At 62.1% G+C, this 23,996-nt stretch carries 25 protein-coding genes, 1 tRNA gene and 1 pseudogene; 16 read left to right on the plus strand and 11 right to left on the minus strand.

The window, feature by feature from the left end; all coding sequences use genetic code 11:
• Positions 1–13 precede the first annotated feature (13 nt).
• On the plus strand, positions 14–577 hold the full coding sequence (locus M511_RS10585) for a HutD/Ves family protein (protein WP_085502167.1): 564 nt from the start codon (positions 14–16) through the stop codon (positions 575–577).
• Here M511_RS10585 and M511_RS10590 read toward each other — a convergent pair.
• From M511_RS10590 to M511_RS10600, 3 genes are all read right to left on the minus strand, one after another.
• Positions 574–2,346, minus strand: a complete 1,773-nt coding sequence (locus M511_RS10590; protein ID WP_010397815.1) for a monovalent cation:proton antiporter-2 (CPA2) family protein — start codon at positions 2,344–2,346, stop codon at positions 574–576. The two genes, M511_RS10585 and M511_RS10590, sit on opposite strands and share 4 nt — an antisense overlap.
• Before the next feature lie 68 nt (positions 2,347–2,414).
• Positions 2,415–3,434 (minus strand): LLM class flavin-dependent oxidoreductase, encoded by a 1,020-nt coding sequence (locus M511_RS10595; protein WP_085502168.1) that lies wholly within the window; start codon positions 3,432–3,434, stop codon positions 2,415–2,417.
• On the minus strand, positions 3,431–4,384 hold the full coding sequence (locus M511_RS10600) for a LysR family transcriptional regulator (RefSeq protein WP_085502169.1): 954 nt from the start codon (positions 4,382–4,384) through the stop codon (positions 3,431–3,433). The genes M511_RS10595 and M511_RS10600 overlap by 4 nt, the downstream gene beginning before the upstream one ends.
• A gap of 119 nt (positions 4,385–4,503) precedes the next feature.
• Here M511_RS10600 and M511_RS10605 point away from each other — a divergent pair, with 119 nt between their 5' ends.
• Both M511_RS10605 and M511_RS10610 read left to right on the plus strand, forming a co-directional pair.
• Positions 4,504–5,448 carry a ring-cleaving dioxygenase gene (locus M511_RS10605; RefSeq protein ID WP_010397823.1) on the plus strand — a complete coding sequence of 315 codons (945 nt, stop codon included), beginning with the start codon at positions 4,504–4,506 and terminating at the stop codon, positions 5,446–5,448.
• A 140-nt stretch (positions 5,449–5,588) separates the two neighbouring features.
• On the plus strand, positions 5,589–5,990 hold the full coding sequence (locus M511_RS10610; RefSeq protein WP_085502170.1) for a DUF1801 domain-containing protein: 402 nt from the start codon (positions 5,589–5,591) through the stop codon (positions 5,988–5,990).
• A 30-nt stretch (positions 5,991–6,020) separates the two neighbouring features.
• Here the strand turns inward: M511_RS10610 and M511_RS10615 are convergent, their stop codons facing one another.
• From M511_RS10615 to trpA, 4 genes are all read right to left on the minus strand, one after another.
• Positions 6,021–6,614: an NADPH-dependent FMN reductase gene (locus M511_RS10615; protein ID WP_010397827.1), complete on the minus strand. Its 594-nt coding sequence runs from the start codon at positions 6,612–6,614 to the stop codon at positions 6,021–6,023.
• Positions 6,615–6,820: 206 nt separating this feature from the next.
• Entirely contained in the window at positions 6,821–8,350 is a 1,530-nt protein-coding gene (locus tag M511_RS10620) for a VOC family protein (protein WP_085502171.1), read from the minus strand.
• Between the two features lie 11 nt (positions 8,351–8,361).
• Positions 8,362–8,979, minus strand: a complete 618-nt coding sequence (locus tag M511_RS10625) for a glutathione S-transferase family protein (RefSeq protein WP_085502209.1) — start codon at positions 8,977–8,979, stop codon at positions 8,362–8,364.
• A 119-nt stretch (positions 8,980–9,098) separates the two neighbouring features.
• Positions 9,099–9,896: a tryptophan synthase subunit alpha gene (gene trpA / locus M511_RS10630; protein ID WP_085502172.1), complete on the minus strand. Its 798-nt coding sequence runs from the start codon at positions 9,894–9,896 to the stop codon at positions 9,099–9,101.
• A 127-nt stretch (positions 9,897–10,023) separates the two neighbouring features.
• Here trpA and ychF point away from each other — a divergent pair, with 127 nt between their 5' ends.
• The 3 genes from ychF to M511_RS10645 all read left to right on the plus strand — a co-directional run bounded on the left by ychF (position 10,024) and on the right by M511_RS10645 (position 12,122).
• Complete coding sequence (gene ychF, locus M511_RS10635) at positions 10,024–11,121, plus strand: redox-regulated ATPase YchF (protein WP_010397835.1); 1,098 nt, start codon at positions 10,024–10,026, stop codon at positions 11,119–11,121.
• A 301-nt stretch (positions 11,122–11,422) separates the two neighbouring features.
• Positions 11,423–11,848 (plus strand): hypothetical protein, encoded by a 426-nt coding sequence (locus M511_RS10640; RefSeq protein ID WP_217809604.1) that lies wholly within the window; start codon positions 11,423–11,425, stop codon positions 11,846–11,848.
• Positions 11,817–12,122: a hypothetical protein gene (locus tag M511_RS10645; RefSeq protein WP_217809605.1), complete on the plus strand. Its 306-nt coding sequence runs from the start codon at positions 11,817–11,819 to the stop codon at positions 12,120–12,122. The genes M511_RS10640 and M511_RS10645 overlap by 32 nt, the downstream gene beginning before the upstream one ends.
• Positions 12,123–12,250: 128 nt before the next feature.
• On the opposite strand, the gene M511_RS10650 is transcribed toward M511_RS10645, so the two are convergent.
• On the minus strand, positions 12,251–12,619 hold the full coding sequence (locus M511_RS10650) for a VOC family protein (RefSeq protein WP_085502173.1): 369 nt from the start codon (positions 12,617–12,619) through the stop codon (positions 12,251–12,253).
• A gap of 113 nt (positions 12,620–12,732) precedes the next feature.
• Positions 12,733–13,545, minus strand: a complete 813-nt coding sequence (locus tag M511_RS10655) for a helix-turn-helix transcriptional regulator (RefSeq protein ID WP_085502174.1) — start codon at positions 13,543–13,545, stop codon at positions 12,733–12,735.
• 495 nt (positions 13,546–14,040) lie between these two features.
• On the opposite strand from M511_RS10655, the gene M511_RS10660 reads away from it, so the two are divergent.
• Positions 14,041–14,343 (plus strand): hypothetical protein, encoded by a 303-nt coding sequence (locus tag M511_RS10660; RefSeq protein WP_240547603.1) that lies wholly within the window; start codon positions 14,041–14,043, stop codon positions 14,341–14,343.
• Between the two features lie 54 nt (positions 14,344–14,397).
• Here the strand turns inward: M511_RS10660 and M511_RS10665 are convergent.
• Positions 14,398–14,473, minus strand: a tRNA-Ile gene (locus M511_RS10665).
• Between the two features lie 162 nt (positions 14,474–14,635).
• Between M511_RS10665 and choX the strand changes: the two genes are divergently transcribed.
• The 9 genes and pseudogenes from choX to M511_RS10710 all read left to right on the plus strand — a co-directional run bounded on the left by choX (position 14,636) and on the right by M511_RS10710 (position 22,516).
• A complete protein-coding gene (choX, locus tag M511_RS10670) occupies positions 14,636–15,574 on the plus strand; it encodes a choline ABC transporter substrate-binding protein (protein ID WP_083825874.1) in 939 nt (312 codons plus the stop codon).
• The gene (gene betC / locus M511_RS10675) at positions 15,575–17,077 is read left to right on the plus strand and encodes a choline-sulfatase (RefSeq protein ID WP_085502176.1); all 1,503 of its coding nucleotides are present in this window, start codon (positions 15,575–15,577) and stop codon (positions 17,075–17,077) included.
• Complete coding sequence (locus tag M511_RS10680) at positions 17,078–17,503, plus strand: PPC domain-containing DNA-binding protein (protein WP_085502177.1); 426 nt, start codon at positions 17,078–17,080, stop codon at positions 17,501–17,503.
• A 134-nt stretch (positions 17,504–17,637) separates the two neighbouring features.
• Positions 17,638–18,207 (plus strand): DUF1269 domain-containing protein, encoded by a 570-nt coding sequence (locus M511_RS10685; protein WP_085502178.1) that lies wholly within the window; start codon positions 17,638–17,640, stop codon positions 18,205–18,207.
• A gap of 71 nt (positions 18,208–18,278) precedes the next feature.
• Complete coding sequence (gene mtgA, locus M511_RS10690) at positions 18,279–19,031, plus strand: monofunctional biosynthetic peptidoglycan transglycosylase (protein ID WP_085502179.1); 753 nt, start codon at positions 18,279–18,281, stop codon at positions 19,029–19,031.
• Positions 19,032–19,117: 86 nt separating this feature from the next.
• Positions 19,118–19,807, plus strand: a complete 690-nt coding sequence (fzlA, locus tag M511_RS10695; protein ID WP_085502180.1) for an FtsZ-binding protein FzlA — start codon at positions 19,118–19,120, stop codon at positions 19,805–19,807.
• Complete coding sequence (queG, locus tag M511_RS10700; RefSeq protein WP_010400364.1) at positions 19,788–20,840, plus strand: tRNA epoxyqueuosine(34) reductase QueG; 1,053 nt, start codon at positions 19,788–19,790, stop codon at positions 20,838–20,840. The genes fzlA and queG overlap by 20 nt, the downstream gene beginning before the upstream one ends.
• Positions 20,837–21,838 (plus strand): DMT family transporter, encoded by a 1,002-nt coding sequence (locus tag M511_RS10705; protein ID WP_010400363.1) that lies wholly within the window; start codon positions 20,837–20,839, stop codon positions 21,836–21,838. Before queG ends, M511_RS10705 begins: the two co-directional genes overlap by 4 nt.
• A gap of 72 nt (positions 21,839–21,910) precedes the next feature.
• A pseudogene (locus M511_RS10710) lies at positions 21,911–22,516 on the plus strand (IS5 family transposase).
• A gap of 14 nt (positions 22,517–22,530) precedes the next feature.
• On the opposite strand, the gene gndA reads toward M511_RS10710, so the two are convergent.
• Positions 22,531–23,931, minus strand: a complete 1,401-nt coding sequence (gene gndA, locus M511_RS10715; RefSeq protein ID WP_085502181.1) for an NADP-dependent phosphogluconate dehydrogenase — start codon at positions 23,929–23,931, stop codon at positions 22,531–22,533.
• Between the last annotated feature and the right edge of the window lie 65 nt (positions 23,932–23,996).

Consider the following 23,996-nt stretch of genomic DNA (forward strand, 5'->3'; position numbering starts at 1 on the left):
GGGGAGTATCCGCATGAGTCATCGCATCCTGAAAGCCGCCGAACACCGCCGCATGCCGTGGAAGAATGGTCGGGGCGAGACGGTCGAGGTCGCCGTTCACCCCCACGGCGCGGGGCTGGCTGATTTCGGCTGGCGTATCAGCATGGCCGGAGTGAGCGAGGACGGTGATTTCTCGATCTTTCCCCAGATCGACCGGACGCTTGCCGTGCTGACCGGCGAGGGGATCGAGCTGCATGTTCAGGGTACGCCGACCCGGCAACTGACGCCTGATTCCGAACCGATGGCCTTTGCCGCCGATGTGCCGACCTCGGCGCGGCTGCTGGCCGGGCCGATCACCGATCTGAACGTGATGACCCGGCGCGGCGCCTTTACCCACCGGCTGACACGGCTAAGCACGCAGGCCACCGGCGCGCCGCAGTGGCGGCTGCTACTTGCCACCGCGCCGGTAACGCTGGAATTCGCGGGTAAGACGATGGCGCTGGAGCCGCTGGATGCGCTTTATTGTGAGGGGGCCGAGGCGGCCTTGCCGGTCGGCCCCGCCCCTGACCTTTGGTTGATCGAGATCGACGACGCCTAATCGGCCCGGTTGCTCAGCAACAGATCGCGGCCGGCAAATATGCCGCCGACGCATTCCATCTTGAAGCGTTCGGCGTCGCGGCCGCGGATCTCTTCCATGACCTCGTCGACCTCGTCAGGGTCATCGCCCAGCTGCAACAGCGCCTCGCGTCCCATGACAAAGGCGCTTTCCAGCGTTTCGCGCAGCTGAAAATCGGCCCCGGCCTCGATCAGTTCCAGCGCATGCTCGCGGTCAAAGGCGCGGGCGATGACCGGCACCAGCGGGAATTCGTGCTTGATCAGCTCGACGATGCGGGTGGTGGCCTCGCGGTCGCCGGGAACGGCGATGATCAGGCTGGCGTTCCCCGCCCCGGCAGAGTGCAGGATGTCCAGCCGCGCCCCGTCGCCATACCAGATCTTGAAGCCGAATTCATTGGCGTCGCGGATGGTCTGCGGGTCCTTCTCGATGATCGAGATGGAGTGGCCGCGCGCGATCAGCGGCTGGCTGATGATCTGACCCATACGGCCGAATCCGATCATCAGGACCCGTGCCTCTAACCCCTGCGCGGCCTCGACCCCGTCAAGCGATGGTGCGGGTTTCGGTGCCAGGCGATCATGCAGAATGACCATCAGCGGTGTCAGCACCATCGAGACGATGACAATGGCGGTCAGCACCGCGTTGTTCTGGCCGTTGATAATGCCGAATTGCATGGCGCTGGAGTACAGCACAAAGGCGAATTCGCCGCCCTGCGCCATCAGCACCGCGCGTTCCAGCGCCTCGGACCGGCTGGCACGCAGCGTCCGGCCTACGCAATAGATCACCAGCATCTTCAGCAGCATATAGGCTGGCACGCAGATTGCGATCAGTGCCCAGTTTCCGGCGATGATGCGCAAATCCAGCGCCATGCCGACGCCAAGGAAGAACAGGCCCAAAAGCAGGCCGCGGAACGGTTCGACATCGGCTTCAAGCTGGTGGCGAAAGCTTGATTCCGACAACAGCACCCCGGCCAGGAACGCGCCCATCGCCATCGACAGCCCGCCCCATTGCATGAGCAGTGCCGAGCCCAGCACCACCAGCAGCGCCGCGGCGGTCATCACCTCGCGCCCGCCAAAGCGCGCCAGAAAGGCGAACATCGGGTTCAGCAGATAGCGCCCCGCCGCAACCAGCGCGGCGATGCAGCCCAGCCCGATGGCAACACCGGCAAGGCGCTGGGGCAGGGTGACCTCTTCTCCTCCCGGGGCCAGAAAGGCGACCATTGCCAATAGGGGGACGATGGCCAGATCCTCAAACAACAGGATGGCGATGATGCGGCGGCCTTTGGGCAGGGCGATTTCATTGCGCTCGGCCAGCATCTGCATGACGATGGCGGTCGAGGTCAGCACGAAGCCGGTGCCCGAGACAAAGCTGGCCGCGACCGGGAAACCCAGCGCCAGCCCCACGCAGGTCAGCAATGCGATGGCCAGCAGCACCTGCGCAAAGCCAAGGACGAATATCTCGCCCCGCATCGCCCAGATGCGCGACGGCTGCATCTCCAGCCCGATAACGAACAGAAACAGCACCACGCCCAATTCGGCGACATGGATGATCGCCTGTGGGTCGTGGAAAAAGCCAAGGCCAAAGGGTCCGATCGCCAGCCCCGCCGCCAGATAGCCCAGGACCGAGCCCAGGCCCATCTTGCGAAACAGGGGGACCGCCAGCACCGCTGCCGCCAGTAAGACCACCACGCTGAGCAGCGGCAGGCCGCCACCATGCCCTGCCGCCTCGGCGGCGGCTGTCACCTCTGTTGCCATTTACCCTCCGTTCGCGCTCTGTTTCGGGTCAGCCTATACCGGGCCTTGCCGATCACAAAGCACCATGCTCAGCGCCAACCAAGCGCGGGGGCGATGTGTTTCAGCACGGCCTCGATGACATGGGCGTTGTAATCGACGCCAAGCTGGTTCGGCACGGTCAAAAGCAGGGTGTCAGCCTCGGCGATGGCCTCATCGGCGCGCAGCTCTTCGATCAGGTGGTCGGGCTCGGCTGCGTAGTTGCGACCAAAGATCGAGCGGGTCCGTTCGATAAAGCCGACCTGGTCGCTGTCCTGCCCGCCGCGACCGAAATAGCGGCGGTCGCGGTCGTCGATCAGCGGAAAGATCGAGCGGCTGACCGAAACGCGCGGTTCATGTTCATGCCCCGCCGCTGCCCATGCCTCGCGAAAGGCGCGGATCTGTTCGGCCTGCTGGATGTGAAATGGCTGGCCCGTCTCATCGGTTTTCAGGGTCGAGCTTTGCAGATGCATCCCCAGCCGCGCCGCCCAGCGGGCGGTATCGTTCGACGCCGCCCCCCACCAGATGCGCTGACGCAAACCGGCCGAATGCGGCTCGATCCGCAAGAGGCCCGGCGGGTTGGGAAACATCGGGCGCGGGTTCGGACGGGCAAAGCCGTGACCTTCGATCACGTTCAGAAACATCTCGGCATGGCGGCGGGCCATGTCGGCATCGCTTTCACCATCGGCGGGCGAATAGCCGAAATAGCGCCAGCCCTCGATTACCTGTTCGGGTGAGCCGCGCGAGATGCCAAGTTGCAGTCTTCCCTGCGAAATCAGATCGGCAGCCCCGGCGTTCTCTGCCATGTAAAGCGGGTTTTCATAGCGCATGTCGATGACGGCTGTGCCGATCTCGATGCGGCTGGTACGCGCGCCCACTGCCGCCAGCAGCGGGAAAGGCGAGGCAAGCTGGCGGGCGTAGTGATGGACGCGGAAATAGGCACCGTCCGCGCCCAGTTCCTCGGCCGCAACCGCAAGCTCGATCGATTGCAGCAGCGTGTCCTGTGCGCTGCGGCTTTGTGAGCCGGGTTCGTCCGACCAATGACCAAAGGACAGAAATCCGATCTTTTTCACGGGGTCGCCTCGGTGGTTGCGGGGGGATGCTGGGACAGGGGGGCCTGCCATGGCGGGCGGTGCAGCTCGGCTGCCAGATGGTCGACAAACCGGCGCAGCTTGGCAGGCATGGGGGAAACCGGGGGCCAGACCGCGACCACGGGCAGCGGCCTTGTGTCAAAGCCCTCAAGCACCCGCTCCAGCCGCCCGTCGGCAAGCGCGGGCGCGGCGATGAAACCGGGCAGGATGGCCAGACCAAGCCCCCCGATCGCCATGTCGCGGATCGCCTCGCCATTGTTCACCGACAGCCGTCCCTGCACGACCGGGGACACAAAGCGGTCGCGGTCCTGAAACTGCCATAGCTGGCTGTTAGGCAGGTGGCTGTAGCCGATCACCTCATGATCGCGCAGATCGGCCAGTGTCCGGGGCCGACCCTTGCGTTCCAGATAGGCGGGGCTGGCGCAGACGACGCTTTCATCTTCGCACAGCTTGCGCTGCATCAGCGCCTTGTCGCGCATTTTGCCGATGCGGATGCCGATGTCGAAACCCTCGCGCGCAAGGTCCCGGGCGCGGTCGTCGTAATCGACGCTGATCTCAAGCTCGGGGTTCAGAGCGGCGAAACGGGCGATGATCGGACCCAGATGCATCACGCCAAAGGTCATCGGTGCGGCAATCGACAGGCTGCCGCGCAAGGGGGCAAGCCCGTCCATATCCCATGCGGTGCTTTCGGCGGCGGCAATCAGCTCGGTCAGCGCGGGGCGCAGGCGTTCGGCCAGACGCAAAGCGGCCTCGGTCGGGGTGATGCGGCCGGCGTTGCGGCGAAACAGCGCCGCGCCCAGCGTGCCCTCAAGATCGGTGATCCGCTTGCTGACCACAGATTTAGACAGGTTCAGACGGGCGGCGGCGGCGGTGACGGTGCCAAGCTCCATCACCGTCAGAAATGTCTCAAGATCGTTCAGGTCATAGCGCATGGCGCAAGCTTACCTGCTGTGCCGGCGTTCGCAATAGGCGAACACAAGGTTCGCCGCCGCTGCTGTGGTGGAAACGGCCCCCATGCCCGATATTGGTGCCAAGAGAAAGGAGGCCCATCATGGAGCTCACCGGAATTCACCACCTGACGGCGATCACGGCGAATGCGCCCGGCAACAAACGGTTCTATACCGACACGCTGGGGCTGAGGCTGGTGAAAAAGACCGTCAATCAGGACGATACCAGCGCCTATCACCTGTTTTATGCTGACGGGCTGGCCCGTCCCGGCACTGACCTGACCTTTTTTGACTGGCCGGCAGCGCCTGAGCGGCGCGGGACGCATTCGATCAGCCGCACCGGATTGCGGGTTGCGGGCGACAGTCTGGACTTCTGGGCCGGGCGGCTGGCTGACCGCGGGCTGAGCCTTGGGCAGATTGCATCCCTCGACGGTCGCGCGAGCCTTGATTTCGAGGACCCCGAGGGCCAGCGTTTCCGTCTGACCGAGGATGCACCCGATGCCGTGACCGCGCCTTGGGAGAAAAGCCCGGTGCCGGCGCAGCATCAGATCCACGGGCTGGGGCCGATCACCATTTCGGTACCTGAACTTGCCCCGACCGAGCTCGTGCTGACCCAGGTCATGGGCCTGCGCAAGGTCCGCGACTATGCCAGCCCCGACGGGCAGGGCACGGTCCATGTCTATGAGATGGGGCAGGGCGGCCCTTCGGCCGAGCTGCATGTTGCGGTCCAGCCCGATCTGCCGGTGGCGCGTCCGGGTGCGGGCGGGGTGCATCACGTTGCTTTCCGCGTGCCCGACAAACCGGCGATCCACGAATGGGCGCGGCGTCTGTCCGATATGCGGGTGCCAAACTCGGGCGAGGTCGAGCGTTACTATTTCCGCTCGCTCTATTTCCGCGAACCGGGTGGAAACCTGTTCGAGATCGCCAGCGACGACCCCGGTTTCGCCGTGGATGAGCCGTTGGAGAGCCTTGGCGAAACGCTGTCGCTGCCGCCCTTCCTGGAAGGTCAGCGCGCGATGATCGAGGCGCGACTGAAACCGCTGGACTAAGACGTACCCCCTGACATGAAAGGCCGTCGGAGCGATCCGGCGGCCTTTTTCATATGGCCCGGCGCCGATGGGAACGGTTGCGGCCGACGGGTGTTTGGTTCCATCCTGACACACGCAACAGGACATAGGGGGAGTGGGGAATGAGCCAGCCGGACACGGACCAGCCTGCCTCAGAGCTGATTGACGCCCGGATCACAGAGCTGGGGGACTGGAGGGGTGAGACGCTGGCGCGGTTGCGCACCCTGATCCACGAGGCCGATCCCGAGGTGGTCGAGGAATGGAAATGGCGCGGCGTGCCGGTCTGGTCGCATGACGGCATCATCTGCACGGGCGAGACCTATAAGCAGGTGGTCAAGATGACCTTCGCCAGGGGTGCGTCGCTTGAGGATCCCTCGGGTCTGTTTAATGCCGGTCTGGAGGGTAACACCCGCCGCGCCATCGATCTGCGCGCGGGTGACCAGATCGACGCCGGGGCGCTGAAGGCGCTGATCCGTGCCGCCGTGGCCCTGAACCAGAGCAAGAAAAAGGGGCGGCCAGAATGACCGCCCCGTCTTTTTGCTGATCTGACCGCCTTAGGCGGTTTTGGCACGCTGGGCGATGGTCGCCTCGGCCCACCAGTTCAGTTCATCGAGCATGGCGTTGAGCGAGGGCAGCAGGTTCGCCTCGACCTCGGTCATCTCGCCATTGGCACCCAGCGGCGAGACCTTGAAGAAATCGCCCCCGCCCAGATGCACGGCATGGCGCAGCGGCACCATCTGCAACTCGACCGCGATGCCGCGCAAATGCTCGATGGCGCGGGCAGCACCGACGCCGCCATAACCCATGGCTGCCGCCGGTTTGTGGTTCCATTCCTTATAAGCCTGATCCAGCGCGTTCTTGAGCGAGCCGCTGACCGAGTGGTTATATTCCGCAGTGACAAAGATATAGCCGTCGAACTCGGCAAGCTTTTGTTGCCATTTCACCGCGCGTGGGTCCTGCGACGGCACCCACAGGTTCGAGGCGACCTCGTCAAAAAGCGGCAGGTCATAGTCGCGCAGATCGACCAGTTCAAAGGTCATGTCCTCGCGCTTTTGCGCATTCTCCAGCAGCCAGGCGGCGGGTTTGTCGGCAAAGCGTGCGGCGCGGGTCGAGCCGATGATAATGGCGATATGGGGTTTGCGGGTCATGTTCGTGATCCTTTGTGATGATCTTTCGGGGGCCGGTTGCGGCCTTGGATAACTGTCGTGGTCTTAACCTGCCCCCTGCGGGGTTTCCGGGCAAGCCAACCGGCATCGGATACAGTGTTCGATATTTTGGAACGGCCTGATGTCTGGGCAGAAACGGACAGGCGGGCCTTTTGACCCGCCTGCCGCTGTCATTCCCGGGGTGCCTGTCAGGCGCGGTCGATCCAGCTTTTCCCCTGTGCCAGATCCTCGGGCTGCAGCTCGTGCCCGGCGTCGAGCGTTTGCACCTCAAGCGCCGCGCCGCCATCCTGCAAGGCCCGTTCAAGCGCCGGTGCCATGCGCGCAAAGGGGTCACGCGCCCCGGTCAGCATCAGCACGCGACTGTCCTTTAGCGCCTGCGGCTCAAGGGTGGGGGGCTCTTCCAGCACCTGAATGCCCCGCAGCAGGACCGCACTGCGGATCAGGCCGGGATAAAGCTGCATCAGCGCCCCAAGCAGGTTCGCGCCGTTCGAATAGCCCAGATAGGTCAGTGCCGCCGGGTCCAGATCATAGGCCCGCGCCGCCTCGGCGATGAAGCCGGCAAAAGCTTCGGCCTCGGCCCGGATATCGGCCTGATCATAGGTCACGGCGTCATGGCGGCGGAACCAGCGGTTGATGCCTTCCTCGGATGAGCGGCCGCGCACGCCCAAAAGCGTGGCATTCGGTGCCATGCGATGGGCAAGCGGCATCAGATCGGATTCATTACCGCCGGTACCGTGCAGCAGGACGATGGTTTTGCCGTCCGGGCTGTCCGGCCGGTGAAAGCGATGGACGAAATGCAGGTCTCGCATCGGTTGCCTTTCCTTTCCCGGAAGGGAGAATTGCGGCAGGATCACGCGCAGATCTTCGGCGCGGGCCGCGTCATGGGGCGGGACGAACAGCGTCTCGCCCAGATGTTCGGGGGCCTCGTCCACGGTGAATCCGGGGGCGTCGGTCGCATATTCCAAAAGTGTCCCCGCCGGTTCGCGCACATAAAGCGACAGGAAATATTTCCGGTCGTGCACGCTGGTCGCGTCGGTGCCCTTAAGCGCAAGCCGCATCTGACGCACAGCATCGGCATCGGCTGCGCGAAAGGCGACGTGATCCAGAATGCCGGTGCCGGGGATGCCGGGGAAAAATCCGGTGGCATCGCGGACGTCGATGATATCCGTGTCCGATTCCATACGCTGGATCGCGCCGCCTGCCGCGCCGGGCTGATAGCCAAAGCGGGTCAGAAACTCACGTGTCGCGACGGGCTGTTCGGTCAGGATGGTCACGCCGCGCAGCCGCGTCGGGGCGATCGGATCAGGCAGGGGAGCCGCCGCAGGCAGGGCTGCCCCGACCAGCTTGACGATCACGCCATCGGGGTCCTTGAGCCGCAATACGGTTTCGCCCTGTTCGCGCAGCGGCCCCTCGACCGGCACGCGCGCGGTCATGGCGCGGGTCAGCCAGTCGCCGATGCTGTCAGGGGGCACGGCAAGCGCGATTTCCGAGACCTGCCCATGGCCGACGCGGCCGGGTGCGCCGTCCTCCCACACCAGAAAAGTGATGAGAGAGCCGGGCGAGCCAAGCGCATCGCCATAAAACAGGTGCAGCTGTTCGGCATCCTCATAGCCTCCGGTGCGCTTGACCAGACGCAGGCCCAGAAAACCGGCGTAGAAATCGACATTGGCCTGAACCCGGCGGGTAATGCCGGTGACGTGATGGATGCCAGACAGCATGGTTTGTCTCCTCAGGCGCCCTCTTCGCGGGCGAGAACGGTTTGTACGGCCGGATCGGCCGCAATACGGTCATGCAGGGCTTGCACATTGGCCCAGCCGCTGATGCCTTCGGGCAGCACTTTCATGGCCCAACGCAGCATCGGGAAAGCATAGGCGTCGATCGCCGAGCGGCGGTCCAGAACCCATTCCCGCCCCTCAAGATGCGCATCAAGCTGCGCCAGCCGCTTGCGCACCAGCTTGCGCCCGGCCTCTTGTACCGCGTCGTGGTCGGCCTGTTCGCGGCTGGTGGTATAGCGCCGGGGGGTAAAGACCGGGAAAAAGGCCGGATGCAAATCGCCGGTGAAAAAGCTCGACCAGCGGTCAAATTCGGCCGAGGCGTGCAGATCGTCGCCGCCGCCCAGATCGGCCTGCGGGTGCTTGCGCACGAGGTGATGCAGGATCGCGCCCGCCTGGGTCAGGGTCCAGCCGTCGTCCTCGCGCAGGACCGGAACGGCGCCGGCCGGGTTCACGGCCAACAGTTCGGGCGAGCCGAACTCGACCGCCACAGCCTCATAGGGCGTTCCGGTCCATTCCAGCACGATATGCGGTGCAAGCGAACATGCGCCGGCGTGATAAAACAGGGTGGGCATGAAATCCTCCGTCATCAGATGCGTTCAAGATAGCGTTGCACCGTGTTTCTCCAACCCGCAAGGGAGGGAACGTGGTGTTCTGCCCTATCGAACGCGCCGACGGAGGAGCGGTTCAGCCCTCAGGCGCTATGCGCGCCGGCTGACAGTTCGGCGACAAAGGACAGGATCTCGGGCACGGGGCGCCCCTCGCCGATCAGCCTGACGATGGCCGAGCCGACGACGCAGCCATCGGCAACGCTTGCCACCGCCCGCGCCGCTTCGGGGGTCGAGATGCCAAAGCCGACCACCACTGGCAGGTTGGCGCTGGCGCGGATGCGGGCGACCTCGGGCGCGACTTCGGCGGCATTGGCAGCGGGGCCCCCGGTGATGCCGGTGACCGAGACGTAATAGACAAAGCCGCTGGTGTTCTTGACCACCGCTGGCAGGCGACGGTCGTCAGTGGTCGGCGTAGCAAGGCGGATGAAGTTCAGCCCCACCTCGCGCGCGGGCAGGCACAGTTCGGCGTCTTCCTCGGGCGGCAGGTCGACGACGATCAGCCCGTCAACCCCGGCCTCGGCCGCATCGGCCAGAAAGCGCGGAACGCCACCTTCACGCGCATAGATCGGGTTGTAATAACCCATCAGCACGATTGGGGTGCTGTTGTTGTCGGCGCGAAAGGCCCGCACCATCTCCAGCACCCGGCTGACGCTGCCCCCAGCCGCCAGCGCACGCTGGCCCGCCGCCTGGATCGTGGCGCCATCCGCCATCGGGTCGGTAAAGGACATGCCCAGCTCGATAATATCCACGCCTGCGCCGGGCAGGCCGCGCATGATTTCCAGTGAGCGGTCGAAATCCGGGTCGCAGCCCATCATGTAGGCGACAAAGGCCTTGCCGCCGGTTTCGGCCAGCCGCGCGAAAGTGTCGTCGATTCTGGTCATGCGCCTGTTCCCTCTTGTTCCGCACAGCCCTAGCCCGGCTTGAGGGGCAAGATCAACGGCCCGCCACTGGACTTGGGCGTCATGGACCCATAATAAGCGCGAAATTCCGGGAAAAAAGGGGTGCATCATGGGCTTTCGCATGGGGATCGTCGGCCTGCCGAACGTGGGCAAATCGACGCTGTTCAACGCGCTGACGAAAACCGCAGCCGCTCAGGCTGCGAACTTTCCCTTCTGCACCATCGAGCCGAACGTCGGCGAAGTGGCGGTGCCCGACCCGCGGCTGGACAAGCTGGCCGAGATCGCGGGCTCAAAGCAGATCATCCCGACCCGCATCACATTCGTGGACATTGCCGGTCTGGTAAAGGGCGCAAGCAAGGGCGAGGGGTTGGGCAACCAGTTCCTGGCCAATATCCGCGAAGTGGATGCCATAGCCCATGTGCTGCGCTGTTTCGAAGATGACGACGTTACCCATGTCGAGGGCCGCGTCGATCCTCTTGCCGATGCCGATACCATCGAGACCGAGCTGATGATTGCAGACCTCGAATCTGTCGAGCGCCGGCTGGCCAATATCCAGCGCAAGCTCAAGGGTGGCGACAAGGATGCCGTGGCGCAGGAAAAGCTGCTCAAGGCCGCGCAGGCCGCGCTGGAATCGGGCAAGCCCGCCCGCACCGTTCAGGTTGCGGATGAGGATCGCAAGGCTTGGGACATGCTGCAGCTTCTGACTGCAAAGCCGGTGCTTTTCGTCTGCAACGTCGAAGAGGACAAGGCCGCAACCGGCAACTCTCAATCCGACCGCGTGGCGCAGATGGCGGCCGAGCAGGGTGCGGGTCATGTGGTGATTTCCGCCCGGATCGAGGAAGAGATCAGCCAGCTTCCCGCCGAGGAAGCGACCATGTTCCTTGAGGAAATGGGCCTGCATGAGGCCGGTCTCGACCGTCTTATCCGCGAAGGCTACAAGCTGCTGGGCCTTGAGACCTATTTCACCATCGGCCCCAAGGAGGCCCGCGCCTGGACCATTCACAAGGGTACGCCGGCCCCGCGTGCGGCGGGTGTGATCCATGGCGATTTCGAGCGCGGCTTTATCCGTGCCGAGACCATCGCCTATGAGGATTATGTCACCTACAAGGGCGAAGCCGGCGCGCGCGAGGCTGGCAAGCTGCGTGTCGAGGGCAAGTCCTATGTGGTGCAGGACGGCGACGTGCTGCACTTCCTGTTCAACGCCTGACGATTTCTTGCGGAGTTCAGTAAACCTCAGCAGTGCTCGTTGAATTAAGATTATTATTTAAAATATAGTTAAATCCGGTCTGCTGAGGTTTCCTGTCATTTATCCGCACCCAGAAAAGTTGGGGGGTACTCGTGTTCAACCGTGGGGGTGCTTCTCCCCATAGTGGAGTCCAACGATGCCCCGAAGACCTGCCCATCGACACCAAGGTCAGGTCGGTCAGACCCACTGATCACGACCGGAAACTGTCTGATGGTGGCGGTCTGTTCCTGCTCATCAAGCTGACCGGCGGCAAGCTCTGACGGTGAAGGTACTGCTTTCAAGGCAAGGAAAACTTCTTTGCTATCGGCAGCTCTCCTCAAGTAAGCCCTGCGAATGCGCGCTGCCCGAGAAAAAGCGCGCACACTCGCCAGGCAAGGCGTCCACCCTGCCCATGAGCAGCAGCGGATCAAACAGAGCAACCTGGAAGTGCTGGAAGAACGCAAGCGCGCCCGTGCAAGCCCGCTCGCCAGGGTGGTCGAAGCGCACCTGGCCGAGATTGAACCGGTTTCGCCGCCAGTGCTACCGCACGAAGGAAGCGCGCATCCGAAAATACCTGTCGCCCAAATTCGACGGTAAGCCTATCAGCGCCTTTGGCGTCAAGCAGTTTCGCCTGCTGCCGGAAGGGTGCGAATCACGCGGTGCGTGGGCGGTCATCCATGTCAAAGGCGATCCTGTCAGCCATCTTTGAATCTGCCGTGGTGCGGGATCCGGCTGAATCAAACCCGATCCCCAACCTGCGCGGGCTGCTCCGTGTCCCGGTCAGCGAGAGCAAAGCCGCCATGACCCGCGAACAAATTCAAGGGTTGTATCAGGCATTGCGAGGGCAGGGGTATCCAGAGAGCGCACTATGCTTTCGCCTGATCACCCAGACAGCTTGCCGTCCTGGCGAGGCTGAAAGAAAGCTCTTGCTCCAGAAACGGGTCAGCTATCTTGATGATACAGAAGGTGTCCCGACGTCGTGAAGGACCTGTTGCATGAGCCTGCATAATGACTCAGGTCGAAAGGCCTGAGTCATTACACTTCTGCGGAACAGCCGCAAGAAATTCTGGATCGTCTATGTAGCGAAATGGTCTTTAAAACCAAAGGCCGTTTATCGAGGCGAGTGTAAACCGAGTCGATTTCCTTCGGTGTCTAGAAATAATGCGAAGAAGCCACTTTCGTCGGCATGTGGTGTTTTGGGCACAAGTACTTCTCCACCGTTTTCCTCTATTTTTGATAAGACTACTTGCAGATCTTCGCCTGCATTCAAATATAGTGTAATTCCGGAGTTGGATGGCAAATAGCCCTCGCCTTCAATAATAACGCCAATCGTAGACTGTCCTTCATGTGGGAACAACCCCATCTTTATCCCTGGAATGTTCATGGTTTCAATGGGTGCAGAAAAAATGCTGCTGTAGAATTTTACAGCACGCTCTAAACTGGTCGCCGGGATCTCAAAAATTGATGCAAGGCTATGCATTATACTTCCCTCGAGATTGTACGTTTTACAGGATTATTTTGTGCTTTTATCGGGCACTGATTAAACATACATCAAGGGGATCGAAGTGAATTGTAAAAAAGCGACAAGGCAATTTATTTGTATATGAGTGAGGATAGCATCATGCTTTTTCGCCAAAAAAAATCACTCGGCCTTATCCCGGTGAATTCTTTAAAGTCTTTAATGAAATGAGATTGATCATAATAATTGCTTTCATGCGCTATATGAGTCAGGCGTTCTTCCTGGTTGATTAATGCCTTCAAGGCAGCTTGTAAGCGAATAACCTTGCACAATTGCTTTGGGCTGATGCCAACGATGTCCAGAAACTGCCTTTCCATCTGCCGTTTTTTGCTGTGATCTGAGTTTGTGATTTCGTTAATTGATATGTTTCCGTTTCTTGAAAATAGAGTTTTCACGGTCGCTTTTACAATACGCTCGATGGTGCGTTGATCGCTGAGTCTTGAAAAAAGAAATGCTTCCAATATATTGATTCGCTCACCCGTGGTTAAGGCTTCAATAATCTTCTTTTCCAGGCTTCTTGCTTCGTTGTGTTCAAATAATTCATAAATTGACGTCTCTTTATTTGTCAGGCTTTTAATGGGTTTGGAAACGAAGCTGGAAAAGCTGTAAGGAAAGAAGCTCGCTGCAAAGGTGTGGACATAGCCGGTTGGTTGAATATAAAAAGGAGCAAGTGTCTGTCCAAGCACCATGGCGCGCGGTTGAATTATATAATCATTCTCTGAGGTGTACCTCTTAATGTCATCGCCTAATATAAAGGCCATCTCAATACAGCCGTCAGGCACAACTCTTTGTTTTTCTGCGCTTTCTTCTGGGGAGACTTCTAGCGTCCAAAAGAACTTAACAAAAGAGGCCAAATCTTTACTTGGCTGAAATCTGCTGTAATTCATGAAGCCTCCAGAATCACATAACCATTTGATCGCTTGCTGAAGCGATCAATGCCTTGCAATCAGCCGAATAATTCAAAAGGGTACGACGAGAACTTGAGTTTCGCAGTTGGGGACATGATTGCGCGAAAGTAGCTACACCGACTGCTCCAGCTACACCACCCACTAGAATACACCCGCTGGGGTCAGTCTGTGGCAACGACCAACGCGCTCGGCGAGCGCATGAGCTGGTAGTACAACGAGCGAGGCCAGCGGCAGGCGTACCCGCCGATGGTACCGCGCAGCGCTACCAATACGACGCCCGGGGGCAGGTGAGCCACGTGCCGGTCGGCGGCGATGCAACTCTCTGGCCGGTCAGCCTGGAATACGACCTGTAGAGAACGCCTCACGCGCCTGAGCCACGCTGGCCACAGCCTGACCTTCGCTTGCGACCAGGCCGGGCGCCTTACGCGGCTTACCAATGAGAACGGAGAACACGCGACCTTCGCCTGGGACACCATGGACAGGCTCACCCAGGAAAGGCCAGATCGCCCGCTGTCCCCGAAAACTCGATGCGCAAATGGTGCGACGAGGCCGGACTGCCTTTTTTTTGCTGCCCATGGGTTGCGTAAGGCCATCTGTCGCCGGATCGCGGAGGCCGAAGGCGATGTGTTCAAGGTTATGGCGGTCAGCCGGTATACCGATATCAAAGAAGCACAAAAATACTGTGACCGTTTCAACCGTAAGGGCCAGACCAACTCGGCTATTACGAGCGTCCCCGACGAGGTGGTGGGCGAACCAAACCTGACTAACCATTCTTAGTGGCCCGTCAAATACCCCTTCAACGCCTTGAAAATAAATGGAAATGAAGGGATTTGGTAGGCCCGGAGGGACTCGAACCCCCAACCAAGGCGTTATGAGCGCCCTGCTCTGACCATTGAGCTACAGGCCCTGACCGGCGCCACCTTTGATCAAGGAAAGCGCCTTCGTCAAGGACGAGAACGCCAGAGTTCACGAAAAGCCGGACAATCCATATGCGCTTGAACAGCCGCCGCTCCTATGGGTTGATAGCGGCATCGATCCGCAGATTGCGGCACCAAACGGAGATCAGATCATGTCCAGACCCACCCTGATTGCCCCGCTGACCCTGGCGCTGATGGCTGCTTGGCCGGCGCTGGCGGCAGACCCCGACAGTTGTGCAACCGTCCGCCTGTCGGACCCCGGCTGGACGGATATCACCGCCACCAACGGCGTTGCTACGGCCGTGCTGCAGGGGCTGGGCTACAAGCCGCAGATATCCACTCTTTCGGTTCCGGTCGGCTATGAAGCACTGAAAACCGGCGATATCGACGTATTCCTGGGCAACTGGATGCCCGCTCAGCAGAAATTCCGCGACGACCTCGACGCCTCGGGCAAGACTCAGGAACTGGTCCAGAACCTGACTGGCGCGAAATTCACCCTTGCCGTTACCGACGTGGCTGCAGATCTGGGCGTGACGGATTTCGCTGGCCTTGACGCGCATAAGGATGCCTTCCAGGGCAAGATCTATGGTATTGAGCCCGGCGCCCCGGCGAACCAAAGCATCCAGAAGATGATCGAGGCGGACAAGTTCGGCCTCGCTGACTGGGAACTCGTCGAATCCAGCGAACAGGGCATGCTGGCGCAGGTACAGCGCAACGACAAGGCGGGCACCCCCTCGGTCTTTCTGGCCTGGGCGCCGCATCCGATGAACATCAAACTGAAAATTACCTATCTTGCCGGCGGAGACGAAGAGTTCGGCCCGGATTACGGCGGTGCGACCGTCCATACTTTGGCGCGCAAGGAATGGGTCGCGGCCTGCCCCAATGCCGCCAAACTGTTCAGCCAGCTGACCTTTACCGTCGATATGGAAAACCAATTGATGGGCAATATCCTTGATGATGGCGCGGACCCGACCGATGCCGCGAAAGAGTGGATCAGCCAAAATGATGAGACCGTAGGGAAATGGCTTGACGGGGTTACGACGCTGGACGGAAAACCCGGCGCCGAGGCAGTTCTGGCAGCGGTGAAGTAATTGAAACGTCCCAATATCCTGATCCTGATGGCCGATCAGCTGTCGGGGGTTTTGTTCCCCGACGGCCCGGCGGATTTCCTGCATGCTCCGAACCTCAGGGCGCTTGCGGAACGCTCGGTGCGCTATTCGAATGCCTATACGGCCAGCCCGCTTTGTGCGCCGGGACGCGCCAGCTTTATGTCAGGGCAGTTGCCCGGCAGGACCCGCGTTTATGACAACGCCGCAGAATTCGTCAGCGACATTCCAACCTATGCCCACCACCTGCGGCGCGCGGGCTGGCATACCTGCCTGTCGGGCAAGATGCATTTCGTCGGCCCCGACCAGCTTCATGGTTTCGAAGAGCGGCTGACAACCGATATCTACCCCGCTGATTTCGGCTGGACCCCCGACTATCGCAAACCGGGCGAGCGGATCGACTGGTGGTATCACAACCTCGGCTCGGTCACCGGCGCCGGAGTGGCCGAGATCACCAACCAATACGAATATGACGACGAGGTTGCCTTCCACGCCGCGCAAAAACTTTACGACCTGTCGCGGCGTCAGGATGACCGGCCATGGTGCCTGACGGTCAGCTTTACCCACCCTCACGACCCCTTTGTCGCGCGCAGGAAATACTGGGACCTCTACGAAGGCGCGCCCGAGCTTGAGCCGCCCGAGGCGATCCCATACGATCAGATGGACCCCCATTCGCAACGCCTTATGGACGCCTGCGACTGGCGCGCGTTCGAGATCACACCCGATCATATCCGGCGGGCGCGGCGCGGCTATTTCGCCAATATCTCCTATGTCGATGACAAGATCGGCGAGCTGCTGGACGTGCTCCGCCGCAGCCGGATGGAGGATGACACCATCATCCTCTTCGTATCCGACCATGGCGAGATGCTGGGTGAACGCGGCCTGTGGTTCAAGATGAGCTTCTTTGAAGGCTCGGCCCGGGTTCCGCTGATGATCTCGGTCCCAGGCGGCAAGACGGGGCGCGTCGACAAGCCTGTCTCGACGATAGATGTGCTGCCGACACTGTGCGACCTTGCAGGTATCTCGATGTCCGAGGTCAAGCCCTGGACCGATGGCTACTCTCTTGCGCAAGGGGCCGAGGGGCGCGGGCCGGTAGCGATGGAATATGCCGCCGAGGGCAGCATCACCCCACTGGTGTGCCTGCGTGACGGCGACTGGAAATACATCGCCTGTCAGGCCGACCCGGAAATCCTCTACAATCTCGCCGAGGACCCGGCCGAACGCATCAACCGTGCAAACGACCCAACTGCAGCCGAGGTGCTTACCCGTATGCGCGCAATAGCGGCAGAGCGCTGGGATCTCTCCGCCTTCGACGCGGCGGTGCGCGAAAGCCAGGCCCGCCGCTGGGTGGTCTATGAGGCTCTGCGCAACGGTGCCTATTTCCCCTGGGACTACCAACCGCTGATGCGCGCGTCCGAACGTTACATGCGCAACCATATGGATCTGAACGTGCTTGAGGAATCCAAGCGCTATCCAAGGGGCGAATGAATGCTCCCGCTCTCCCCCGGCAGATTTGCGGCCATCCGCCTAACGCCGGGGGAAGATCCTCTGACCGCGCTGCGCGCCTTGCAACGTCAGACCGGGGCGCAGGCCATGGCACTGGTCACCTGCGTCGGCAGCCTGACCCGTGCCGTCATCCGCCATGCAGACCAGCCCGACAGTACCAGCTATCAGGGCCATTTTGAGATCACGTCTCTGGTCGGCACGATCGACCCTGCCGGCCAGCACCTGCACCTGACCATCGCGGACAGCAAGGGACGCGCCTTCGGCGGCCACCTCCTGCCGGGATCACAGGTCTACACGACCGCGGAAATCGTGGTGGTGATCCTGGAGGGGCTGACCTTCAACCGCGCGCCCTGTCCCCTTTCGGGCTGTACCGAGCTGGTTGTGCACAAAACGCCGGACAAGGGATAAACCCATCCGCTTCTTTCGTGCCCAAATATCCTCGGCCAAAGGCCGAAACACCCCCTTACAAGCCGCACTGCTTTCGGAACTCTTAGTACCATCAGGGCGTTACTGCCCCGTTACCAGTCAAGAGGATTCCTCCCATGTCCGACCTCCTTGTTATTGCTTTCGACGACGAGACCACCGGTTTTGAACTGCGCACCGAGCTGGTGAAGATGCAAAAGGAATATCTGATCCAGCTTGAGGACGCGGTTGTCGTCACTCGCCCCTCGGTCGACGACATTCAGTTGCATCAGGCCGTCAACCTGACCGCCGCAGGCGCACTTGGCGGCGGGTTCTGGGGCACGCTGGTCGGGCTTGTATTCCTGAACCCGCTGATTGGCGCAGCGGTGGGTGCCGGGGCGGGCGCAATCGCCGGCAAACTGTCCGACATCGGCATCAACGACGATTTCATGCGTGAACTTGGCCATTCGATCCAGCCGGGCGGCTCGGCGGTCTTTATCCTTGTGCGCAAGATGACCGCTGACAAGGTGCTGGCGCGGCTCGAAGGTTTCCACCTGCGCGGCCGGGTCCTGCAAACTTCACTGCCCGACGCCGAAGAGGAACGGCTGCGTCAGGCTTTCGCCGGCGGCAAGCTCGGCTCGGCTTTGGGCCTGCCCCAGGCGGACCAACCGGCCGGCACGCCCACAGAGGCTGCCAAACCCGAAGCCTGAGGGTAATCAAGCAGCTCGGGCCCCGGCCTGAGCGCTTGACGCAAGGGGCATGGGCGTGACAGGACGCCTCCATGCCCCGCCGCATGGACATCATCGACCACCCCGAGGCGCAGCCTCATCCCCGCCCAGCCAAGCGCCGCGCGCGGCCGCTGCGGCGGCTGGTGCTTTGGCTGTGGTCATGGGTGCGCTGGATCGGGGCGCGACTTCTGGCGCTGATGTTCATGCTGGTCTTTCTCTTTTCCTTCATCAACCCGCCGACCACCTGGACCATCATTCAGGGCCAACGTGAATTTCCCGGCCGGGCGACCCGCGAATGGACCGATCTGGACGAGATTTCGCCCCATATGCTGCGCGCCCTCGTCGCGGCCGAAGACGCCAATTTCTGCAATCACTGGGGTTTCGACATGGTCGAGATCCGGCGTGTCATCGCCTCGGGTTCATCTCGCGGCGCCTCCACCCTGACCCAGCAAACGGCAAAGAATGTCTTTCTGTGGCAGGGGCGCAGCTGGCCCCGCAAAGTGATGGAGACGATCTATACCCCGATGATCGAGGCACTGTGGTCCAAACGCCGCATCGTCGAGGTCTATCTGAACATCGCGGAATTCGGGCGTGGCATCTTTGGCATCAAGGCGGCGGCGGCGCATTATTTCCAGACGACGCCTGACAGGCTGACCCTGCGCCAGGCGGCAGCACTGGCCTCGATCCTGCCCTCGCCCCGCACGCGCAACCCGCAGACCGGATCGGCGCGCACCCGTTCAATCGTCAGCGGGGCCGAGACGATCCGCGCGGATGGCCGCGATTCCTGTCTGCTCCTGCCGCGCTGATCCGCCCATCCCGCGCCATGACAGTTGAAACTATACGTCCCGGGGCGTATCAACCACAGGCCCGAGAACGAAGCGGTTTCCCCCTGATGAATACCTCGTCGCCCAATTCCACGATTCGCCTTTACCACGTCGCCCTGTCGCCCTTTTGCCGCAAGGTGCGGCTGGTGCTGGCCGAAAAGCGGATCGAGGTCGAGCTGGTCGAGGACCGCTTTTGGGAGCCGGGCTCGGAAATTCTGCGCCGCAACCCGGCGGGCAAGCTGCCGGTTCTGCGCATGGACGGTCGGTTGATGGCCGAAAGCCAGGCGATCTGCGAATATCTGGACGAGATCCAGCCCCAGCCGCCGCTGATGCCCGCCATGGCGATCGAGCGTTACGAGGTTCGCCGCCTCTGCTCGTGGTTCGACGACAAGTTCAACGCCGAGGTGACCAAACCCGTGATGACCGAACGGGTGTGGAAAAAGGTCATGCGGCTGGGCTATCCCGATTCGCGCACCGTCAAGGCGGGGCTGTCGGCGATACGCTATCACCTCGATTACATGAAAAGCCTGCTTGAACATCGCCGCTGGCTGGCTGGCGATGTGATGACGCTGGCCGATTTCACCGCGGCGGCGCATCTGTCCTGCCTGGATTATATCTCGGACGTGGACTGGACCTATTCCTCCGAGGTTCAGGAATGGTACGCCAAGATCAAGTCGCGGCCGGCGTTCCGCAGCCTTCTGGCCGACCACCTGCCGGGCGTGCACCCGGCGCCGCATTATGCGCTGCTCGACTTCTAGGCTGACCGATCCGGCAGAAATCCGTTCGCGGCTCGAGGAACAGGCACGGGCCGAGGGTTTCTCGGCCCTTGGCATTTGCGCCCCCGACGCCGCCCCCGAACTGCCCCGACGCCTGGCCGAGTTTCTGGATCACGGCCGCCACGGCCAGATGGGCTGGATGGCCGAGCGGACGCATTGGCGCGCCTCACCCGCAAGCCTGTGGCCCGAAGCGCGCTCGATCATCATGCTGGCCGAGTTGTACACTCCCGAACATGACCCGATCGAGGTGCTGCGTCACAAGGATCGCGGCGCAGTCAGCGTCTATGCTCAGGGCAAGGATTACCACGATCTGGTCAAAAAGCGCCTCAAGCGGCTGGGCGGCTGGCTGGTCGGGCTGACCGGATGCGAGATCAAGGTCTTTGTCGACACTGCCCCGGTGATGGAAAAGCCGCTGGCACAGGCGGCGGGCCTTGGCTGGCAGGGCAAGCACACGAACCTTTTGTCGCGCGACCTCGGCAGCTGGTTCTTTCTGGGCGCGATCTTTACGACGCTGGACCTGCCCCGGGACGAGGCCGGGCACTCGCATTGCGGCTCATGCCGGGCCTGCCTTGACGCCTGCCCGACTGCTGCCTTTCCCGCGCCCTACCAGCTGGATGCGCGGCGCTGCATTTCCTACCTGACCATTGAGCACAAAGGGCCGGTCGATGCCGGACTGCGCCCGCTGCTTGGCAATCGCATCTATGGCTGCGACGACTGCCTTTCCGCCTGCCCGTGGAACAAATTTGCGCAGGCCGCGACCGAGCTGCGTTATCACGGTCCCCATGGAGCCCCGGCGCTTGCCGAGCTGGCACAGCTTGATGACGCCGGCTTTCGCGCCCGGTTCTCGGGCAGCCCGATCAAGCGCATCGGCCGCGACCGGATGGTGCGCAATGTGCTTTATGCGATAGGCAACTCGGGGCTTGCGCAACTGCGCCCGCTGGCCGAAGCATTGCAGCATGACCCCGACCCGGCGGTCGCCGATGCGGCACGCTGGGCTTGTGAGCAATTGCCATGACCCAACCCGACAGCCCGTCACAAAGCCTGCACCACAGCCGGGTCCCAAGCGCGGTTCAGCGCCCGCTGCAAAGCCCGCTGCGAGGCATCGTGCTGAAATGTCTCAGCGTAGTGGTGTTCACGCTGATGGCCTCGATCGTCAAGGCAACCGCCCGCGACGGGCTTGGCGTGCCGCCGGGCCAACAGGTCTTTTTCCGCTCGCTCTTTGCCATCCCGGTGATCCTGATCTGGCTCGCCTGGCGGCATGAACTTGGCGTGGGGCTGAAAACCTTTCGCCCGATGGGACATCTGTACCGGGGCATCATAGGTACCGCCGCCATGGGGATGGGCTTTTGGGCGCTGGCCCTTCTGCCCTTTCCCGAGGTGACGGCCATCGGCTATGCCGCCCCCCTGCTGACTGTAATCTTTGCCGCGATGTTTCTGGGCGAGGATGTGCGGCTGTTCCGCCTTTCGATGGTGGTGCTGGGGCTGATCGGGGTGGTGATCGTGCTGTCCCCCCGCCTGACTTTTGGCAATGCCGGAATGGGGTACAAGGAAAGCCTGGGTGCCATGGTCACGCTGTCGGGCGCCGCCTGCACGGCGCTGGCCCAGATCTTTATCCGCAAACTCGTGCAGGAAGAGCGGACCTCGGCCATCGTCTTTTGGTTCTCGGTCACCTCGACGCTGCTGGGGCTGCTGACGATCCCCTTTGGCTGGGTGATGCCCGATGCGAAAACCGCGGCGCTGCTTGTCACCATAGGGCTGCTGGGCGGGCTGGGTCAGATCCTGTTGACCTCGGCCTATCGCTATGCAGATGCGTCTCTGGTCGCGCCTTTCGAATATGCCTCGATGCTGCTGGCAATTCTGATCGGCTGGTTCATCTTTGACGAGGCACCGACCGTGGTGATGCTGGCCGGGGCAGCGCTGGTCATCACGGCCGGTATCCTGATCATCTGGCGCGAGCGTCAGCTGGGGCTTGAACGCAACCGCCAGCGCAAGGCCATGACCCCGCAGGGTTAGACCTGATCGCCATTCAAGGTTCATAAATCGGCCGATGAGTGCTTCACAGGCCTCCGTGTTGAGCACGGAGGCCTGTCAGCGGAGGCGAAACGATATGAGCTGAGCGACGGACAGTGGGACAGGATCGCATCGCTGCTTGCTGGCAAAGCTGGCGATCCCGGCCGGACGGGGGCTGACAGCCGGATATTCATCAATATCTGATGATCGACTGCGCGACTGTGCGTGCTCATCAGCAGGCGGCATCTGGAAAGGGGGGCAGGGATCAGGCGCCGGGGCGTTCCCGAGGCGGGCTGACCACCAGGATCCACATGCAGGCCGATGCCCGGGGCAGGCCGTCGCGGTTCATCATAACGACCGGCCAGGTTGGCGACATTACGCAGGCCTCGTCCCTTCCGCAGGGACAGAGCGGTGATCTCGTGCTGGCCGATAAAGCCTGTGACAGCAACGCCTTGCGGCAAATCATTGCCGGCATCGGAGCCGAAGCGGTTATCCCGTCAAACGGCTTGCGTAAAATCATCATTCCGCACGATGAGCGCGCCTGTGCGCATCGCAACCACATCGGACGTTGCTTCAGCCAGATGAAGCACTTCCGCCGCTTCGCCTCTCGATACGACCGAAGAGCCGTTCACCTTCCGGGGCTTCGTTTATCTCGTTGCCACTATGCCCCGGATGTGGTGAATGTCCGATCCGGCCTAGCTCGTCTTACCCCACGGTCCGTGGTGGCTGTCCTGACCGTCCAGCCTGTCAAAGCCGTGGGCACCAAAGAAGTCGCGCTGCGCCTGGATCATGTTCGCGGTGCCACGGCCGGTGCGCATCAGGTCGAACCAGCCAAGGCCAGCTGCCAACGCGGGCACGCCGTGACCGTTCAGCAGGGCGGTTGCCACCACACGGCGCAATGCGGGGATCGTTGCCTCAAGCCGCTGCGCAAAGAAGGGCGCGAGTACGAGGTTGCGCGACGGGTCTTCGGCCAGGGCAGCCGCCATGTCGTTGAGCATGGCCGAGCGGATGATGCAGCCAGCGCGCCAGACCCGTGCAATCCCCGGCAAGTCGAGCTGCCAGCCAAAGGCCCGGCCAGCGGCCTCGATCATCGCGAAACCCTGCGCATAGCACAGGATCTTGCCTGCAATCAGCGCGGCCTCAAGCTCGGTCAGGGCCAGATCCAGCGGCTGGGGACCGGCACCGAAACGCGCCTCGCCGGCCTTACGTTCTGTGACGCGGGCCGAGACGTTGCGTGCCATCACAGCCGCGTCGATTACCGGGATCGGTGCGGCCAGATGCTGCGCCTCGATCGCGGTCCAGCGGCCGGTGCCCTTTTGCCCGGCAGCATCCAGAATCACGTCGAGCATCGGCGCGCCCGTCAACGGATCAGCAGCGCGAGAAACGGCGGCCGAGATCTCGATCAGATAGGACTTCAGCGGCCCCTGATTCCATGTGGCAAAGGTTTCGCCAATGCCTGGGGCGGGCATCGCCATCCCGTCACGCATCAGTCCATAGATTTCGGCGATCATCTGCATATCGGCATATTCGATGCCGTTATGCACGGTCTTGACGAAATGGCCGGCGCCAGCCTCACCCATCCAGGTCGCGCAGGGGGTGCCGTCCTCGGCGCGGGCGGCGATGGCCTCCATGATCGGGGCGACGCGATCCCAGTCGGCGCGGGCACCCCCGCCCATGATGGCCGGTCCGTGACGCGCGCCCTCTTCGCCGCCCGAGACACCCATGCCAAGAAAGCGCATCGGCAGACCGGCAGCGGCGCGGCGGTTGGTGTCATGGAAATTGGCGTTCCCGGCGTCGATCACCAGATCTTCGGGGTCAAGCAACGGGGCCAGCGCAGCGATCTGGTCATCGACGGCCTGACCGGCGGGGACCATCAGGATGATGGCGCGCGGCGGGGCGATGGCGGCGACCAGATCGGCCAGGCTTTCGGTCGGGATGACGCGTTCGGCCAGAGCCCCGGCTTCGGCGTGAAAACGGCGGGTGACCTCGGTGGTGCGGTTCCACACCGCGATGGGAAAGCCTTTTTCGGCGATGTTCAACGCCAGCGCCGCGCCCATCGTCCCAAGGCCGATAAGGCCGATTCGTGCCTGTGTCATGACGGTTCCGCTCCGTTCCGCTTGGCATCGCCCGGCGCTTTTCCGGACAATGGAGGTTACAGGTC

The sequence above is a fragment of the Paracoccus sp. J56 genome (assembly GCF_019633685.1).
In the GTDB taxonomy this organism is placed as follows: Bacteria; Pseudomonadota; Alphaproteobacteria; order Rhodobacterales; family Rhodobacteraceae; genus Paracoccus; species Paracoccus kondratievae.

Excerpts from the sequence above, each read along its gene's own strand:
- M511_RS10585 (WP_085502167.1), top strand. The coding sequence starts at position 14 with ATGAGTCATCGCATCCTGAAAGCCGCCGAACACCGCCGCATGCCGTGG.
- M511_RS10590 (WP_010397815.1), bottom strand. The coding sequence starts at position 2,346 with ATGGCAACAGAGGTGACAGCCGCCGCCGAGGCGGCAGGGCATGGTGGC.
- M511_RS10600 (WP_085502169.1), bottom strand. The coding sequence starts at position 4,384 with ATGCGCTATGACCTGAACGATCTTGAGACATTTCTGACGGTGATGGAG.
- M511_RS10605 (WP_010397823.1), top strand. The coding sequence starts at position 4,504 with ATGGAGCTCACCGGAATTCACCACCTGACGGCGATCACGGCGAATGCG.
- M511_RS10610 (WP_085502170.1), top strand. The coding sequence starts at position 5,589 with ATGAGCCAGCCGGACACGGACCAGCCTGCCTCAGAGCTGATTGACGCC.
- M511_RS10615 (WP_010397827.1), bottom strand. The coding sequence starts at position 6,614 with ATGACCCGCAAACCCCATATCGCCATTATCATCGGCTCGACCCGCGCC.
- M511_RS10620 (WP_085502171.1), bottom strand. The coding sequence starts at position 8,350 with ATGCTGTCTGGCATCCATCACGTCACCGGCATTACCCGCCGGGTTCAG.
- M511_RS10625 (WP_085502209.1), bottom strand. The coding sequence starts at position 8,979 with ATGCCCACCCTGTTTTATCACGCCGGCGCATGTTCGCTTGCACCGCAT.
- trpA (WP_085502172.1), bottom strand. The coding sequence starts at position 9,896 with ATGACCAGAATCGACGACACTTTCGCGCGGCTGGCCGAAACCGGCGGC.
- ychF (WP_010397835.1), top strand. The coding sequence starts at position 10,024 with ATGGGCTTTCGCATGGGGATCGTCGGCCTGCCGAACGTGGGCAAATCG.
- M511_RS10645 (WP_217809605.1), top strand. The coding sequence starts at position 11,817 with ATGTCAAAGGCGATCCTGTCAGCCATCTTTGAATCTGCCGTGGTGCGG.
- M511_RS10650 (WP_085502173.1), bottom strand. The coding sequence starts at position 12,619 with ATGCATAGCCTTGCATCAATTTTTGAGATCCCGGCGACCAGTTTAGAG.
- M511_RS10655 (WP_085502174.1), bottom strand. The coding sequence starts at position 13,545 with ATGAATTACAGCAGATTTCAGCCAAGTAAAGATTTGGCCTCTTTTGTT.
- M511_RS10660 (WP_240547603.1), top strand. The coding sequence starts at position 14,041 with ATGGACAGGCTCACCCAGGAAAGGCCAGATCGCCCGCTGTCCCCGAAA.
- choX (WP_083825874.1), top strand. The coding sequence starts at position 14,636 with ATGTCCAGACCCACCCTGATTGCCCCGCTGACCCTGGCGCTGATGGCT.
- M511_RS10680 (WP_085502177.1), top strand. The coding sequence starts at position 17,078 with ATGCTCCCGCTCTCCCCCGGCAGATTTGCGGCCATCCGCCTAACGCCG.
- M511_RS10685 (WP_085502178.1), top strand. The coding sequence starts at position 17,638 with ATGTCCGACCTCCTTGTTATTGCTTTCGACGACGAGACCACCGGTTTT.
- mtgA (WP_085502179.1), top strand. The coding sequence starts at position 18,279 with ATGCCCCGCCGCATGGACATCATCGACCACCCCGAGGCGCAGCCTCAT.
- fzlA (WP_085502180.1), top strand. The coding sequence starts at position 19,118 with ATGAATACCTCGTCGCCCAATTCCACGATTCGCCTTTACCACGTCGCC.
- queG (WP_010400364.1), top strand. The coding sequence starts at position 19,788 with ATGCGCTGCTCGACTTCTAGGCTGACCGATCCGGCAGAAATCCGTTCG.
- M511_RS10705 (WP_010400363.1), top strand. The coding sequence starts at position 20,837 with ATGACCCAACCCGACAGCCCGTCACAAAGCCTGCACCACAGCCGGGTC.
- gndA (WP_085502181.1), bottom strand. The coding sequence starts at position 23,931 with ATGACACAGGCACGAATCGGCCTTATCGGCCTTGGGACGATGGGCGCG.